The organism is Terriglobales bacterium (genome assembly GCA_035624455.1).
Lineage (GTDB): Bacteria > Acidobacteriota > Terriglobia > Terriglobales > Acidobacteriaceae > DASPRM01.
In genome coordinates this window covers 22,424-37,717 of sequence record DASPRM010000004.1, presented here as the reverse complement: position 1 = coordinate 37,717, position 15,294 = coordinate 22,424, and the positions used below count along the sequence as shown (strand labels likewise).

Here is a 15,294-nt window from a genome sequence, read left to right as displayed (position 1 = left end):
CGGCAGGCTGTTAGCGAACGCAAAGGATCGAGGAAGTTACCAGCGGCTAGGGCCTGGCGGTGCGCCGCTCTTCAGTATCCCGCTGCTAATGAACCCTGATCGTGGCGACCTTCCGGGATGCGATTCACCGTCGGATGCAACCAGCCTTCATGCGCCGAAATCACTGACGACAGCTCATCCGCATCGGCCAGAAAAGCATCGTGGCCATGCGAACTCACCAGCTCCGCATAGCGGGCGCGAACTCCTGCGTTCTGCATCCTGAGTGTCAAAGCCCGCACATCGGCTGCAGGGAAGAGCCAGTCGGAGGAGACTCCGATCATTAGCACGCGTGAGCGGATTCTCTCGAACGCTGCGTCTTCCGATCCGTAAGTGCGCACCAGGTCAAAGATATCCATCGCCTTCGAGATCGTAATGTAAGTGTTGGCATCAAAGCGGCTGTTGAACTGATTTCTCTGATAGTCGAGGTAGCCCGCGATATCGAAACGGTGCTCGAGCGATGCGTAAGGGTTTTCGCCGTTGCGGTTCGCGCGACGCCCGTAGCGAGCGTCAAACAACTCGGCCGATTTGTATGAGCACATGGCTAATGCCCGCGCCAGGCCAAGCCCCGCGTTGGGCGGTGCTTCGGGAGTATACCGGCCGCCGTTCCAGTGAGTATCCGACTGAATGCTGAGCCGCTGAATGTGGTTCAGCGCCAGTCCCATGGCCGAGAGGGGTGTAGCTCCAATGGGAATCGAGGTCGCTACTCTATCGGGAAACTCAATTGCCCACTGCAGCGCCTGCATTCCGCCGATCGATCCGCCGATGACCGTCCGTAGCCGATAAATCCCCAAATGATCCAGCAGGCGAGCCTGGCTGCGTACCATATCGCGAATGGTGATGAGCGGGAAGTCCGGACCATAGGGGATTCCTGTTTCCGGATTGACTGAAGTTGGACCAGTTGAGCCATAGCACGACCCGAGCACGTTGATCCCGATAACACAGCAGCGCGCGAGATCGAAGGCTTCGCTGGTGCCAAACATTCCTTCCCACCAATCGGCAACCCGCGCCGACCCTGATAGCGCATGACAGACGAGCGCCACGTTATCGAGCGCGTTGAGGGATCCGTAAATCGCGTAGTGAAGAGAAACCGGTTGCAGCGTACCGCCAGCTTCGAGCCGGAACGGTTGGTCTTCGGCAAAAAGAAAGTCGCCTTCCAGAGTAGGCTCGAACAGTTTCATATCATCTCCCGTGTGGCCGGACCTGATCTTGTGTTGCTCCCTCTGCAATTGAGGTTCAGCGGAGAATCGGCAGGGCCAGTGGCGGCTGGACGTGGAAATCCTCATCCTTAATTTCCGCCAACGCTTCCTGCAGCAATGACTTTCCGCATGCTTCCAGCGTGATTACGAATGGCAATTCGTTCTTGGGATATCCCGGGTATTGCAAAACGGAATCAATGTTGATGGCGTGCTTGGCGAACGTGCCGGAAAGACGTGCAATGATCCCGGGACGGTCTTTCACCACGAAGCGCACGTATCGCGGAGCGGTGAAATCGTCGGTGATCTTCGACGGCGTAATTCGCCGATGATGGAAAAAGCCTTCATCTTCGGAGCGCGCTCGGGCAATCGCGATCACGTCCGAGACCACGGCCACCGCCGTCGGGTGCCCGCCAGCGCCGTGCCCCGCCAGAACAGTTTCGCCGCCATATTTTCCGGTGGCAATTACCAGGTTCTGGCTGCCTTGCACACGTGCCAGCGGCGAGGAGACGGGAACCAACGCTGGTTCCACCGCCGCCACCACGTGACGGCCTTCCACTTCCGCTCGTGAAACCTGGCGTATGGTGCAGTCGAGTTTGGTGGCGTAAACAAAATCGGCAGCTCCCAGTGGACGAATCGATGCGCAACTAATGTCCTCGGGCCGAATCTGTGCGTGCAGACCCACGCGCGCCAGGATGGCCAGCTTGGCCCGCGCATCGTACCCTTCGACATCGTCGGTAGGATCGGCCTCGGCAAATCCGAATTGCTGCGCCTCAGCGAGCGCCGTTTCAAACGTCGCACCCGCCGCTTCCATTTTCGTCAGGATGTAGTTACACGTACCGTTCAGAATTCCTGTAACCTTGAAAATCACATCACCGGCGAGACCCTGTTGCAGGGCCAAGAGCACTGGAATGCCGCCCGCGACCGATGCCCCGAATTCCAATTGCTGTCCGTGCTTCTGCGCCAGTTCCTGCAACTCTGGCCCGGACTTCGCAATGAGTTGTTTGTTGGCCGTCACCACTGATTTCCCGGACTCGAGCAGCCGGCGTATCCACTGCTCTGCAGGATCCAGGCCGCCCAGGACTTCCACGACGATGTCCGCATCGGAGCTGACAATGTCTTCGATGTCTTCTGTCCAGTGGACATGCGGCGGCATCCAGGACACCCGTTTTCGGCCGACCCCGCGGTTGAAGATGTGCGTGAGACGGAGTCGCGGCGAAACTCGATGGCAGAGAATGTCGGCGACCGAACGGCCGACGTTGCCGAAACCGAGAATTGCCACATTACACGGCCGCAGGCTCGATTCGGTCATGATTTCTGAGTCGGGAAGAGTGCTCATTTTCGACCCTCTGTCTCGTTGTGTCCCGCAAAAATCAAAAACCCAACGCTTTTTCTGGCGTTGGGTTGCGTTTGAGCGCCTTATAAATGCCGATTAGCTCATAAGCTCCCCTCGCCAAAAGCGCATGCGCATGGCCATGGTAATTCGGCCGGTCCGGGTTACGCGGTTTTGGCAGGCGGAACTCATGTCTGGCGTCAGTTTAAGCGGACCGGACAGCGCGGGTCAATCACAATTTGACCGTGCCAGCTTGCTTAAGCGATCCAACATACTCATCCAATGCTTCCTGCCAGGGGCGAGGCAGTGCGAATCCGGCGGCCTGCAGAGCATTCATCTCCATGACTGCATACTTCAGCCGCGGCCCGATCCGCCCCATCTGGTCGGAAGACTTGCCAATCACTTTGCTCTTATCCAGCCCTGCCAACTCCGCCGCCGCGACCGCAAGCCCCAGGCGGCTGCACGCGCCCTGGTTCGACAGATGGTAGAGACCGAAGCGCCGGCTTTCGATCACTTCAAGAATTTTTCGTGCCGCATCGCTGGTGTATGTAGCCGATCCGACCTGGTCGGCGGCTACTACATAGTCTTTTCCAGCAGACAGCGCTCGCAGCCCTTTCTCGACAAAGTTCGTCTTGCCCGGCCCGAAAAGCACTGACACACGAAAGATCCAATGCTGGGGAATTTTTTTCACTGCCTGTTCGCCCAGCAGCTTGGTGCGTCCGTACACCGAGGGCGGATCGGTCGGATCGCTCTCAACATACGGGCTGCTCTTCTTGCCGTCGAATACGGCGTCAGTTGAAATGTACGCCAGCGCGGCGCCGATCTCCTGTGCCAGTTCGGCCAGAGCCTTCGTGGCTTCTGTGTTCACAGCGTAAGCTAGCTCTGGCTCCCGCTCGCATAGGTCGATATCGGGAATTCCGGCAGGATGAACGATCAGTTGTGGCCTCAAATGCAGCAGTACCGAGCGCATGCGTTGGTGATCGGTGAGGTCGAAATCTCGGCGGGTAAGAGCCACAGCTTCGTGTCGCTCGCCAAAAACGAGCGTCAGGGCATGTCCGAACAAGCCGTTGCTTCCGGTGATTGCGACTTTCAGGCGTCCTCCAACGAGTTGAGCGGATCGGATTGCACCCAGTATTACTGATGAGCAGTGAGCGACTTGAATTCCGGTGTCTGACGCACGAACTCGAGATCTGGGTCGGTGTTCAGCCTGGCCATGTCCTGGTAGCCATGATCCATGGCTTTCCTCAACGCGGAGAGAGCCTTCTTTTTGTCGCGCGCCAATGAGCCAATGGCGGCCAGGTTGTAGTACAGCTCGGGATTGTCGGGGGTGATCTCGGTGTTCAATTCCAGATAGGTCGCCGCCAGCGAAAAATTCCTGCGCTCCCGCATGCGGTCTGCATTCTCCCAGGCGTAAACATACAGCGATCCCAAAGACCTTCGCAGTACGGTAACTGTATCGGGATCTTTTTCTTTGTCCCGCTGGGATTTCAGTTGAGCGAGCCGGCCATGCAGTTCCTGCAGACGATCGACCAGATTGCCGGGATCGTCCTTGAGAGTCTCCATTTTTGCGATCAGCTCGCCCGTCAACTGCTGCTGCATTCGCTCCTGGTCCGATAATTTTTTGGCAGCGGCGCGGACTTCCGGACTTTTCTCCAGGCTCTGAGCTTGCTTCTCCACGTCACCGACGTCGCGCAATCCTCGAAAATCGGCAGCCAGATGCTTATAGGCTTCATATTCTGCAGCTACATCTTTCTCATTTGCCGGCTTTTGGGCGCGCTGCATCCCCTGCTGCCATTTTGTCTCGATGAAGGCTTCATCCTTTGGCCGCAGTCCGCTCGCCATGGCACGCAACTCCATCCATTCGATGGCCTCAACCGCGAGTTCCTTGGGCAGCCATTCGTGTCGCCCGGGAAAGATTGACAGGCGATGGGGAGTCTGCAGCCGCTCGAGCTTGTCGTGCAGGTCCTTGACTTCGAAAAAATTGAAGTCGTACAGCCCAATGGTCGAAAAATAGGCAAAGGGAAGCGGCTTGGCTGGATCCTGAGAGGCAGGAAATCCCGCGCCGCAAGCGATGATTCCAGCAGCGCAGTTTTTGCAGAGCAAGGCAATCGAGGTGGCGACGCGCGCGCCCCCGGAAAAGCCGGTGAAGTAAACGCGGCGATCGTCGATCGCCAAACGAGCGTGGGTATCCTCCCACATCGCTTTGAAGGCGGCCAATTCCGGCGCGAACGGCCCATTCTGCGAGTTGTTCGAACCGACCACGATGTATCCGTACTTTTCAGCCGCCTCACGGAATTTGTCTACCGGGATCTTTCCGTCAGCCGAGGGATCAAATGCAAACAGGATCGGCCACTTCTTCTGGGCAGTGTAGTTGGAAGGCAAATATAGAGCGTAGCTCTGGACGGGTTGTGCGATGGCCGTGACCTTTTCGATCAACTGGCCCGGAGGGGGCGTCTGCGCAGCACTATCGAGTACGAGCCCGAGCCCTAAGATTAGGCACGCTACTGAATGCCTTTTCCGCATCTCCAGTGATTTTCTCATTCCTCTCTGTTTGAGCCTAGCAGCGAAGCCATTATCCGGTTGTGCACCCATCTCCAGCCCCAGTGGTTTGTCACAAGGGCGCGTGATTTCTGCTTTTGTGGTTGCGGTCGGACCACACTAGAATCGCTTTTTGAAAGCTCAGCCGATGACCAGATTTGCCTATCAGGCAGCATAGGCTCTGCTTTCCCGTCCCTGGAGGAACATCAGGTGATTTCCGCAGTGCTTGCCGCCGATTTCGCCAAAACGCGCATTGTGCTTGCGGTGATCGACCGCAGCGGCAAGAGCCTGGCGGAGCGATCGGAAGCCACTCCGGAATTCACCTCGCAATCGGCATTTGCGGACCGCTGCCTGGATCTCGCGAGTGCAGTCGCTAAATCGGCTCGCACTAAATACAAACTGGTCTCCGGCGGCGTTTCGGTCGGTGGGACGGTTGCCAACGAGTCTGATGGCATAAAGCGACCGGGACCCTCCAGCACGAACGAAGCTGAAGTCGTAAAGGCTCTTCAGAAGAAGCTTAAGATCCCTCTGCTCACAGAACAACATCGCAATGCCATGCTGCTGGGAGAAGCATGGAAGGGTTCGGCGGCAAAGAAAAATGATGTGGTGCTGTTGCTTGCCGGAACCGGGATCGAAGCGGGGGTGCTGACTGGCGGGCGCCTGCTGAAAGGGTCTCACGGCTTGTCGGGAAATGCGGCGTGGATGGCAGTCTCCGAGGCGGATGGATTTGAAGTGCGCCGCTTCGGGGGTTTGGGAGCTTTCTGTTCTGAGTCCGGCGTGGTGCGGGCAGCAAAGAACGCCATAGATGCCGGATTTGGCGGCCTGCTCGCCGAATACGATCCCAACAAATTCACTGCGGCCGACGTCGCCACGCTCGCTCGCGAAGGCGATCTTACCGCCCGCAACATCTTCCGGCGTGCCGGCCGTCAGTTGGGATTAGCAGCGGCCAGCCTCATCAGCCTCTTCGATCCCGAGATGCTCGTGCTGGGCGGCAGCATGACCAGCGCCGCGGATCTGTTCTGGGACGAACTCACGCAGACCGCACTCGCCCGCTGTCATCCCTTGCTCGCCAAGAAAGTTCAAATCAAACTGAGCAAGCTTGGTGACAAGGCAGCTCTCCTTGGCGCCGCACGCCTGGCCTGGGAAGCGGCATCGAAAGAAACTTCGCGCTAACTTCCACAACACTGGAAACCCGAAGGCCGATCCCGATACATTGGTCCGTATGTTCTCCAACCGCACAGGCTGGAATCTCGAACCCAACCGATTCGCCGAATCGCTCGCCAGACAGCGGGCACGTGGCAAACAGCTGCTCGATCTGACCGCGTCGAACCCGACCAAAGTCGGGCTGCACTACGACGCTGCCAGGATAGTAGACGCGTTCTCAAATCCGGCAGCGCTCTCATACGATCCGGAACCGAAGGGACTTCTTCCCGCTCGCGAGGCCGTGTCAGCCTACTATCGTTCTCGAGTTGATGCTTCCCGCAACCTGCCGGCCCCCAATCCCGATCACATCATCCTGACCACCAGCACCAGCGAAGCCTACTCGTACGTGTTTCGCCTGTTGTGCAACGCTGGAGATGAAGTTCTAGTTCCGAGTCCTAGCTATCCTCTGTTTCAGTTTCTGGCTGACCTCCAGGATGTGCGGCTGGTTTCGTTCGAATTGTTTTATGACCATGGATGGCAGATTGATTTTCACTCGCTCGAGCGCGCTCTCTCGTCGAAGTCTCGCGCCATCATCCTGGTGAATCCGAACAATCCCACCGGGTCATACATTCATGAGCCGGAAATTCGCAGGCTGAACGAAATCTGCAGAGCGCGCGGGCTGGCCCTGATCGTCGACGAGGTTTTTCTAGATTTCGCTCTCGATGGCGAAGTGCGTACCAGTTTCGCGCTTAACAGGGAAGCGCTCACATTCACGCTCAGCGGACTTTCGAAGATCGCCGGCCTTCCGCAGATGAAATTGGCCTGGCTCGCAGTGAGCGGTGACACAAAACAGCAGCAAGAAGCCTTGGCTCGTCTGGAGGTGATTGCCGATACCTATCTATCTGTGAGCACGCCGGTCCAAATAGCCACGCCTGTCCTGCTTGGAACGCGATATGAATTTCAGCGGCAGCTTTGCCGCCGCATTCAAACCAACTTGGCAGAACTGGATCGGCAGGTTGCGGGGCAAGAAATTTGCTCACGCCTGCTGATTGAAGGTGGATGGTACGCGATCCTGCGCGTTCCTAGTACTCGGCCTGACGAGGAACTCGTCATCTGCTTGCTTGAAGAGCGGCAGATACTGGTTCACCCTGGCCATTTCTATGATTTTCACTCCGAGGGCTACCTGGTAGTGAGCTTGATCACGCCCGAGGCGGAATTCGCGGCTGGAATCCGCGAACTCTTGAGCTTTGTGGGTGCTTCGTCCTGAGAGGTCTGCCTGCACGCGTGACGGCAGTCTGGCGGTTTTCCAGATTGCCCGATTACCACTTACCCGATTGCACGATCCGTAGACACCAACTCTCGGAATCTACTGGAGGAAGGGATTGCTTTCGCGCTCTTCGCCTATCGTAGTTAGCGGCCCGTGCCCGGGGATGACTTCGGTTTCATCAGGTAGTGCCATCAGCCGATCGCGCAGCGAGCGCATGATTTTGTCGAAGTCTCCGCCCGGGAGATCGGTTCGCCCGATGCTTCCCGCGAACAGCGTGTCTCCGGCGATCAGTTTTTTTTCGGCAGGGAAGTAGAGACAGGTGCTGCCTTCGGTATGACCGGGGGTGTGCATCACTGTAGCCCGAGATTGCCCCACCTCAAGCTGATCCGCCTCTTCCAGACTGGCATCGATGTCCACTGGCCCCGGGGCGCGCATACCTAACCATGACGCCTGCATATCCAGCAACCCGAGCTGGGTGGAATCGTTCTTGTTGATCAGGATAGGTGCTCCGGTGGCCCGTTTCAGCTTCATAGCACCACCGACGTGGTCAATGTGGCCGTGGGTGATCACGATCTGCTTCAACTTGAGGCCGTGCTCTTTCAGGATCTCGAGCACGCGCTCGATGTTGTCGCCCGGGTCGATGACCATGCCTTCATGCGTGGTTTCGTCCCCTACGACAGAGCAGTTGCACTGCAGCGGCCCGACGGGAAAGATCTCGTGGATCATGGACGCTCTTGGAGCTAGCTTAGCACCTCATCCGCGATGCTGAGGGTCCCCATCCAGGCCTTCCGTTGGCTAGGGTGGGGAGTTGGTTTAAGAGCCGAGTGAGAACCTCGGATTTACTTCTGCAGCGGCGGATTGGGGTTCGCCGGAGCCTTCTGCTGCTGCGTCGGAGCGGGCTTGATCCCCTGGAGCACCGAACCCGAGCTCGAGCGTCGCGAGGCCAACACAGACAAGGTGATCGAAGTAATCATGAATAAGATGGCAGACCAGGTAGTGGCGCGGCTGAGCACAGTAGCGGCACCGCGCGGGCCGAAAGCCGTCTGGCTGCCCATGCCGCCGAACGCCGCGGCGATGTCGGCGCTCTTGCCGCTCTGCAGCAATACAACCACGATCAGAAAAAGACAAACAGCAACATGAATAGCCGTGATCAGAATAACCATTTCAATTCCCAACCGGCCGCGCCTGGCTCTTCGAACGACTCCAGCAGCTCAGCGTAGCCTTTTCTTTTAATTCCCGAAGCTGTGGGGGAATGATGGTGCGGAAGGGGGGATTTGAACCCCCACGCCTTTCGGCGCCACCCCCTCAAGATGGTGTGTCTGCCAGTTCCACCACTTCCGCACACCAGCCAGACCGGTTTGGAGGGGTGCAAAACCAGCCGACCGCAAACTTCAGCTTGTAAAGCGATTATAACAAAGCGGCTGCAAAGGATTGGAACCAGCACTTCAGTACCGCACAATCGCCGCAAACGATTTGGGATCCAGGCTGGCTCCGCCAACCAGCGCGCCATCGATCTCCGCTTCTGACATCAGCGCCTTGGCGTTGTCCGGCTTCACGCTGCCGCCATACAGGATGCGCATGCGGTCCGCGACCTCCTGGCCCACAGCTTTAGCCACTTCGGCGCGAACCGTTCGGTGGGCATCGGCCGCGATCTCTGGGGTCGCGGTCTTGCCCGTCCCAATGGCCCACACCGGCTCATAGGCGATGACCAGCTTGGATGCTCGTTCTCCGGAAATGCCACGCAGGCCCATGATGCACTGGCGGCACAGAACGTCATCGGTCAGACCAGCCTCGCGCTCCTCCAGCATCTCACCCACACAAACAATCGGAGTCAACCCGGCATCCAAGGCTGCATTGAGCTTTTTATTCACCGTATCGTCGGTCTCGGCGAAATATTGCCGCCGCTCCGAGTGGCCAATGATCACATGGCTGCATCCCACAGCCAGCAGCATTGCAGCGGAAACCTCCCCGGTGTAAGCGCCTTCCTTTTCCCAGAACATGTTTTGCGCGCCGATTCCCAGGCGTGAGCCCTTGGCTTCTTCCACCGCTGCGGGGATGTCCGGGAACGGTGGGCAGATCACGATCTCGTCGCGCTGGTGATCCCACACCAGGGGCAGAAAGTTGGCGAAGAATTCCCGGGTCTGCTCCGGGGTCTTATACATCTTCCAATTGGCAGCGATCAGTTTCTTGCGCGGCATAGCTTGGAAATGGCGGGTCCGAAGTTATTTCTTCTCGGTCAAGGCCTCCACACCGGGCAGCTTCTTGCCCTCCAGAAACTCGAGCGACGCACCCCCGCCGGTGGAGATGTGCGTGATCTTGTCGGCGACCCCGGCGTTCCTCACGGCAGCCACGGAATCCCCTCCACCGACAATCGAGACGGCTCCGGCGTTCGCAGCTACGCCTTGCGCAATGCGGTTCGTTCCCCGCGCAAACGGCTGGACTTCGAAAACCCCCATGGGGCCGTTCCACACGATGGTTTTTGCGCGGCTGATCTCCTCCGCAAACCGTTCAATCGTCTTCGGGCCAATATCCAGCGCTATGGCGTCCGCGGGTATTTCGTCTACCGTGCGAGTCAATGCATCGGCTGATATCTCTGACGCAACCACATGATCCACCGGAAGCAGGAATTTCACCCTGCGTTGCGCGGCCTCCTGGAGCAGTTCCTTGGCCAATTCGATCTTGTCGTCTTCAACCTTGGATTTGCCGATCTGCTTGCCCTCGGCCTTCAGGAAGGTGTAAGCCATCGCCCCGCCAATGAGGAGGGCATCGACGTGAGTCATGAGGCTCCGAATCACATCAATCTTGTCGCTGACTTTGGCCCCGCCCAGGATTGCAATGAACGGCTTGGCAGGATTGTGCAGCGCCCGTCCCAGGTATTCCAGTTCCTTCTCCATCAGCAAGCCGGCTGCGGATTTCTCCACGTAATGCGTGATCCCAACTGTGGAGGCGTGCGCCCGGTGAGCTGCCCCGAAGGCATCGTTCACATAGTAGTCGGCCAGCTTGGCCAGCTCCTTGGAGAACTTTTCGTCGTTCGCCTCTTCCTCCGCATGGAAACGCAGATTCTCCAGAAGCAGCGTCTGCCCGCGCTCCAGTTTGCCAGCCATTTCTTCTGCCTGGACCCCGATGCAGTCGGTGGAAAAGCCGACGTTCTCGCCGCGGCTCAGATTGCTGTCCAGCAGCATGCGCAGGCGCTCGGCTACAGGCCGCAGGCTCATCTTCGGGCTCGGCTTTCCCTTGGGACGGCCCAAATGCGAAGCCAGGATCAGTCGCGCCCCATGTCGCAGTGCGTACTCGATGGTAGGTAGGGTTTCGCGGATGCGCGTGTCGTCGGTCACTCGCCCGTGCTCGTCGAGTGGAACGTTGAAGTCCACACGCATGAAGATGCGATGATTATTCAGAGAAAGGTCGCGAACCGACAGCTTTGACATTCACGCACCTCCCGCCGCACGCCGCCGAAACACTCCCCGGCGGCTGCGGACGGCTTTCAAAGCGATGGTTGACTCCAAAACAAGGCGGCCGGATGTTTGCAACTCGTCTAACGGGTCAGCTATAAGCCTTTGCCGCCCATGTAATCAATCAGGTCACGCACCCTGCAGGAGTACCCCCACTCATTGTCGTACCAGGCAATCACTTTCACGCAATTGCCCCCGACCACCCGAGTCAGCGGAGCGTCCACAATCGAAGAGCGCGAGTCTCCACGGTAATCCGCGGAAACCAGCTCGTGATTCTCGTACCCCAGATACTTCGCCAGGCGCCCGGATTCCGAAGCCTTCTTCAACGCCGCATTTACCTCTTCCACCGTGGTCTTTTTCTCAGTGAAAACCACCAGATCGACCACTGAGACGTTGGGCGTGGGCACCCGCATGGCGAAGCCGTCCAGCTTGCCTTTCAGCTCGGGAATGACCAGATAAATGGCTTTGGCAGCACCCGTGGTTGTGGGAATCATGGATATCGCAGCCGCCCGGGCGCGGCGCAAATCCTTGTGGGGAAAATCGAGGATTACCTGGTCATTGGTATAGGAATGGATCGTCGTCATGGTCCCACTAACCACGCCAAAGCTGTCATTAACCACCTTGGCCACTGGCGCCAGGCAATTCGTCGTGCAGGACGCATTGGAGACGATATGGTGTTTTGCGGGATCGTACTTGTCCTCGTTCACGCCCAGCACCACCGTCAGATCTTCATTCTTGGCGGGGGCCGAGATGATCACTTTTTTCACCGGCCCGCGGAGATGCTTCCTGGCATCTTCCGCATTGGTGAAACGTCCGGTCGACTCGATCACAACCTGCGCTCCCACCGACTCCCAATCGATCTTGGCCGGATCCTTTTCGGCGAACACGCGAATGCGCCGGTTATCCACCACCACGCAATCTTCGCCGGCTGAGACATTGTTATGGAGGTTGCCAAGGACAGAATCGTATTTCAGCAAGTGCGCCAGGGTCTTGGCGTCAGTCAAATCATTGACCGCTACGAATTCCAGATTATGATCGTTCAAAGATGCGCGCAGAACGTTGCGTCCAATGCGGCCGAAACCATTAATTCCTACTCGAATTGCCATTGCAACCTCCATAACGTGGAACGGTTATTAAGAAAAATTTCCCACACACTATCGAAGCAAAAAATCCTAACATCCGACCCAGAAGCGCGCAAATGACGGGCATCACGACCTACTTGTCCAGATTTACTATTCGTGTCATTCCCAAAAATGCATACCAAACGGACGATCAAGTGCGATTTTGCTTGCATTCTTGCGCGTGCAAGTTTCCAAGAAAATCGAACTGATTTCCACCCGGTTGCAGTTTGCCTCGGTGATTGCTCGTGCAGGGGGGATTGTGTTCCAATCCCATCATGGATCGCGGTAAGAGAAGACGACGTCGGCGGGGAAATGGAGCTCCTGCCAAAACCGAAGCGCCGCTGCAGCCTGCCTATCCGGAACCTGGGGAGACGCCAGTCCAGGAATCTCAACCCGAGCCGCCGCCGGCAGAAGCGCGCGATTCTGCCGCGGCTCCCGAACCCGGCCGGAACCAGCCTCCCGCTGCGCGTGGACGTCGCCGCCGCAGGCGCGGGGCTCGGCCGGAACAGCCGCGTGTCAGGCCCACGCCGGAGACGACCGCTTCCCCGCGGCAGGAAGCAGCAACCGCCGAACCCAGCGCCCAGGCGGGAGCCGAATCTCTAGACGAAAGCAGAGCGGCCGTCGTGCCCGGGGTCACCGCACCCACCCCCGCAAAACGTCAGCCTCGCGGTACGGTTGTGTTGGCCATCGGACTCCCCGGCTCGGGCAAGACGAGTTGGTATCGACGCCGAGGAATTACGCCCCTTTCCAGCGATGTCCTCCGCATGTTGCTCTTCGACGACATCACCGAGCAGCGCTATCAAGACCTTACCTTCTCCACTTTGCGCTATCTGCTGCGTGCTCGCTTGATCGCGCGCATGCCTTGGAATTACGTCGACGCTACCAACCTCTCCCCCCGCGAGCGCCGCGGCTGGATCAAGATGGCGCACGAATTCGGCTACGACGTACACGCCGTCTTCTTCGACGTTCCCCTGGAAGTCTGCATGGAGCGCAACCGCAAGCGCCACCGCATGGTGCCCGAGGATGTCATGCAGCGCATGGCGCAGAAGTTGCGTCCACCCAGCTTCGATGAAGGCTTTTCGAAAATCATCGTGGTGCGAGTAAAGAAAAGCGCTGCCCAGGCCGCGGCTGAAACGCCAGAGGTGTCGTCAGAGACCTTTCCGGAAGCGGAAATGTCATCCGAGGAAGCAGCGGATTTCCCTAAAGAGCCCGAAGACTACTGAGCTTGCAACCCTTCCGACCATGATGAGGCGCTCTACCGGCCTTGGCTCGCCAAAGCCAGTGGCGCTGATATCCATAGCACGCCCGTAATTCTGCTCGTTGCAAGGGACTCGCTTCACAAAGCGCACGAATTCGATTTGCTCTTGTGCCCTCTAGAGTGGCATGCCAGAATGTCGTCCTCCCCCTATTCTTAACGGCGATCATTTTGGGTGAAACCATGCCTCGGGCTCTATGTGTGTGCCTGCTGATTGGGTGCAGCGTTTGTTCTATCGCCGATTCGGGCAACAACCAATCTCAATCCAACTCCCCTGGCCAATCTGGCGCTCCTGCAGCGGTTTCAACTCTCCCGCAAGCTGCAACCAATGCTGGACTAGCTGCCGCGCCTGGCGCTGCCGTACCCAATCCGCTAGGCGATGCCAAAGCCTGCTACCTCAAGGGAGATTTTGAACATGCCATTGAGAAATACCAGCAATTGCTTCAGGAGCGGCCGAAATCGCCAGACGCCTACGCCGGCCTGACTCGCGTTTACCTGAAGAAGAAGGATGTCGCGAAAGCCAACGAGACGATCACCAAGGCTCTCGAAGTTGCCAATTCGCCAGTCGTACGGGTCGCTTTGGGCGAAGTTTATTTTCGCCAGGGCAAGATTCCCGAGGCTGAAAGAGAGTGGGTCAACGTAATTAATGCCGGATATCCCAATGCCTGGGCATACATGGGACTGGCGCGGGTGCGATGGGCGCTTTCCATGTACAAGAGTGGCTGGTCCATGATCGCCAAAGCGCACGAGATGGACCCCACCGACCCGGAAATTACTGGCCTTTGGTCGAGGCGGCTAAGCCGCGCAGAACGCATAAAATACCTGGAGGAATCCCTCGCTGCCGAATCCTACGAAGATGAGGAAACCCGCGCCCATATGCGGCAGTATCTCGAGTACCTGAAGGCTCGGACGAAGGACCCCCGGGGTGCTTGCCATCTGGCCGGCAAATCCACCAGCACGCAAACCGAACTCGTCCGTCTATTGCTCGACCCCCAGCATCTTCGGGGCTACGGTTTGTCAGTGGCAGTGAATGGACAGAAATCCAAGTTGTTACTCGACACTGGCGCATCGGGGATCATGATCAACCGCAACCTGGCGGTCAAAGCCGGTGTCCACAGACTCTCGGACGTCGATATTCGTGGCATCGGGGACAAAGGCAATCGAGCGGGATATCTGGGATTGGCGGATTCTCTCAAGATCGGTGACCTGGAGTTCAAAGATTGTCCGGTGAGGGTGCTTGAAGATCGCTCGGTGGCCGGGGAGGATGGGCTCATCGGCGCAGACGTCTTTGATGCTTTTCTGGTGGAAATCGATTTTCCGGGAGAGAAGCTGTATTTGCGGGAGCTGCCGAAGCGTCCTGGGGAAGGCTCGACCAATATCGCTCTACATGCCGACGCCGACGACTCCGATTCCGGTTCCGGTTCAGAACGACCTCAGAAGGATGATTCCACAAACACGAAAAATGATTCGAGTCAGGCGCCTGCCCTCCAGGATCGCTATATCGCCCCGGAGATGAAGTCCTGGACGCAGGTTTACCGTTTCGGGCACTACCTCTTGGTCCCCACCCGCATTGGCGAAATACCACCCAAGCTGTTTCTGCTCGACACCGGCGCCTTCAGTAATCTCATCTCCACCGATGCCGCCAGGGAGGTCACCAAAGTGCAGGGCAACTCCGGCATGATCGTCAAAGGCATCAGCGGCTCGGTCAAGAACGTGTATTCAGCCGACACAGCGATTCTCCAGTTCGGTCACCTGCGTCAGGAAAATCAGGACCTGACTGCGTTCGACATGACATCCATGAGCAACGGCGCCGGAACGGATGTTTCCGGCTTGCTTGGTTTCGCCATGCTTCGTCTTCTCGATATCAAGATCGACTACCGAGACGGTCTGGTGGATTTCACCTACGATCCCAAGCGATGGTGAAGGCCGTTGTGTCCAGGAACGCAAGAGATG

The 15,294-nt window shown here is 57.9% G+C and carries 13 protein-coding genes and 1 tRNA gene; 4 read left to right on the top strand and 10 right to left on the bottom strand.

The window, feature by feature from the left end; translation table 11 throughout:
• Positions 1-71: 71 nt before the first annotated feature.
• The 4 genes from VEG30_00485 to VEG30_00470 all read right to left on the bottom strand — a co-directional run bounded on the left by VEG30_00485 (position 72) and on the right by VEG30_00470 (position 5,001).
• A complete protein-coding gene (locus VEG30_00485) occupies positions 72-1,217 on the bottom strand; it encodes a homoserine O-acetyltransferase (GenBank protein HXZ78375.1) in 1,146 nt (381 codons plus the stop codon).
• 55 nt (positions 1,218-1,272) lie between these two features.
• Entirely contained in the window at positions 1,273-2,571 is a 1,299-nt protein-coding gene (locus VEG30_00480) for a homoserine dehydrogenase (GenBank protein HXZ78374.1), read from the bottom strand.
• 226 nt (positions 2,572-2,797) lie between these two features.
• The gene (rfbD, locus tag VEG30_00475) at positions 2,798-3,646 is read right to left on the bottom strand and encodes a dTDP-4-dehydrorhamnose reductase (GenBank protein ID HXZ78373.1); all 849 of its coding nucleotides are present in this window, start codon (positions 3,644-3,646) and stop codon (positions 2,798-2,800) included.
• A 53-nt stretch (positions 3,647-3,699) separates the two neighbouring features.
• Complete coding sequence (locus VEG30_00470; protein HXZ78372.1) at positions 3,700-5,001, bottom strand: hypothetical protein; 1,302 nt, start codon at positions 4,999-5,001, stop codon at positions 3,700-3,702.
• 312 nt (positions 5,002-5,313) lie between these two features.
• Between VEG30_00470 and VEG30_00465 the strand changes: the two genes are divergently transcribed.
• Positions 5,314-6,276 carry an ROK family protein gene (locus VEG30_00465; protein HXZ78371.1) on the top strand — a complete coding sequence of 321 codons (963 nt, stop codon included), beginning with the start codon at positions 5,314-5,316 and terminating at the stop codon, positions 6,274-6,276.
• A gap of 49 nt (positions 6,277-6,325) precedes the next feature.
• Positions 6,326-7,513 carry a pyridoxal phosphate-dependent aminotransferase gene (locus tag VEG30_00460; protein ID HXZ78370.1) on the top strand — a complete coding sequence of 396 codons (1,188 nt, stop codon included), beginning with the start codon at positions 6,326-6,328 and terminating at the stop codon, positions 7,511-7,513.
• Positions 7,514-7,612: 99 nt separating this feature from the next.
• Here VEG30_00460 and VEG30_00455 read toward each other — a convergent pair whose 3' ends face one another.
• From VEG30_00455 to gap, 6 genes are all read right to left on the bottom strand, one after another.
• Complete coding sequence (locus tag VEG30_00455; GenBank protein HXZ78369.1) at positions 7,613-8,239, bottom strand: MBL fold metallo-hydrolase; 627 nt, start codon at positions 8,237-8,239, stop codon at positions 7,613-7,615.
• A 113-nt stretch (positions 8,240-8,352) separates the two neighbouring features.
• Positions 8,353-8,676, bottom strand: coding sequence for a preprotein translocase subunit SecG (secG, locus tag VEG30_00450; protein HXZ78368.1), 324 nt, complete (start codon positions 8,674-8,676; stop codon positions 8,353-8,355).
• Between the two features lie 93 nt (positions 8,677-8,769).
• Positions 8,770-8,854, bottom strand: a tRNA-Leu gene (locus tag VEG30_00445).
• A gap of 104 nt (positions 8,855-8,958) precedes the next feature.
• Positions 8,959-9,711: a triose-phosphate isomerase gene (tpiA, locus tag VEG30_00440; GenBank protein HXZ78367.1), complete on the bottom strand. Its 753-nt coding sequence runs from the start codon at positions 9,709-9,711 to the stop codon at positions 8,959-8,961.
• Positions 9,712-9,735: 24 nt separating this feature from the next.
• A complete protein-coding gene (locus VEG30_00435; GenBank protein HXZ78366.1) occupies positions 9,736-10,941 on the bottom strand; it encodes a phosphoglycerate kinase in 1,206 nt (401 codons plus the stop codon).
• 119 nt (positions 10,942-11,060) lie between these two features.
• A complete protein-coding gene (gene gap / locus VEG30_00430) occupies positions 11,061-12,071 on the bottom strand; it encodes a type I glyceraldehyde-3-phosphate dehydrogenase (GenBank protein HXZ78365.1) in 1,011 nt (336 codons plus the stop codon).
• A gap of 290 nt (positions 12,072-12,361) precedes the next feature.
• On the opposite strand from gap, the gene VEG30_00425 reads away from it, so the two are divergent.
• The gene (locus VEG30_00425; protein ID HXZ78364.1) at positions 12,362-13,309 is read left to right on the top strand and encodes an AAA family ATPase; all 948 of its coding nucleotides are present in this window, start codon (positions 12,362-12,364) and stop codon (positions 13,307-13,309) included.
• A gap of 215 nt (positions 13,310-13,524) precedes the next feature.
• A complete protein-coding gene (locus tag VEG30_00420) occupies positions 13,525-15,264 on the top strand; it encodes an aspartyl protease family protein (protein HXZ78363.1) in 1,740 nt (579 codons plus the stop codon).
• Positions 15,265-15,294 lie beyond the last annotated feature (30 nt).